Origin of the sequence: Halomonas sp. SIMBA_159, assembly GCF_046536035.1 — a bacterium.
GTDB classification, from domain to species: domain Bacteria; phylum Pseudomonadota; class Gammaproteobacteria; order Pseudomonadales; family Halomonadaceae; genus Vreelandella; species Vreelandella venusta_A.
Window position 1 is genome coordinate 1 of the sequence record NZ_JAWJBT010000383.1, and the last position, 279, is coordinate 279.

General features: G+C 51.3%; 1 protein-coding gene. It reads right to left on the bottom strand.

The features are described from left to right. On the bottom strand, window positions 1-279 hold a 279-nt coding region (locus tag R0J87_RS19705), incomplete at both ends, for a chemotaxis protein CheW (protein WP_498888369.1).

Genomic DNA, 279 nt, shown 5'->3' on the forward strand with positions numbered 1-279 from the left:
GTTTGCAATGTCTGATCTGGAGAACTGAGATCAGCCAGCGATTCCTGGTTAGTTTGCGGGTGTTGAAACCAGTTGAGAAGTTGTACTGGATCGACTAGCGGAATCGGACGACCATCTCCTAAAACTGTCGAACCTGTGACCCCTGGGGGTAACGGAAGCGGACTGTCAACGCTACGTAAGGCGACTTCTTGTTCCCGCCAGAAGCGATCAACCCGAATTCCTTGCCATGTTCCTCGATAATTGACGATTAAAACAGTGGCGCGATCGAGCGTTGCACTC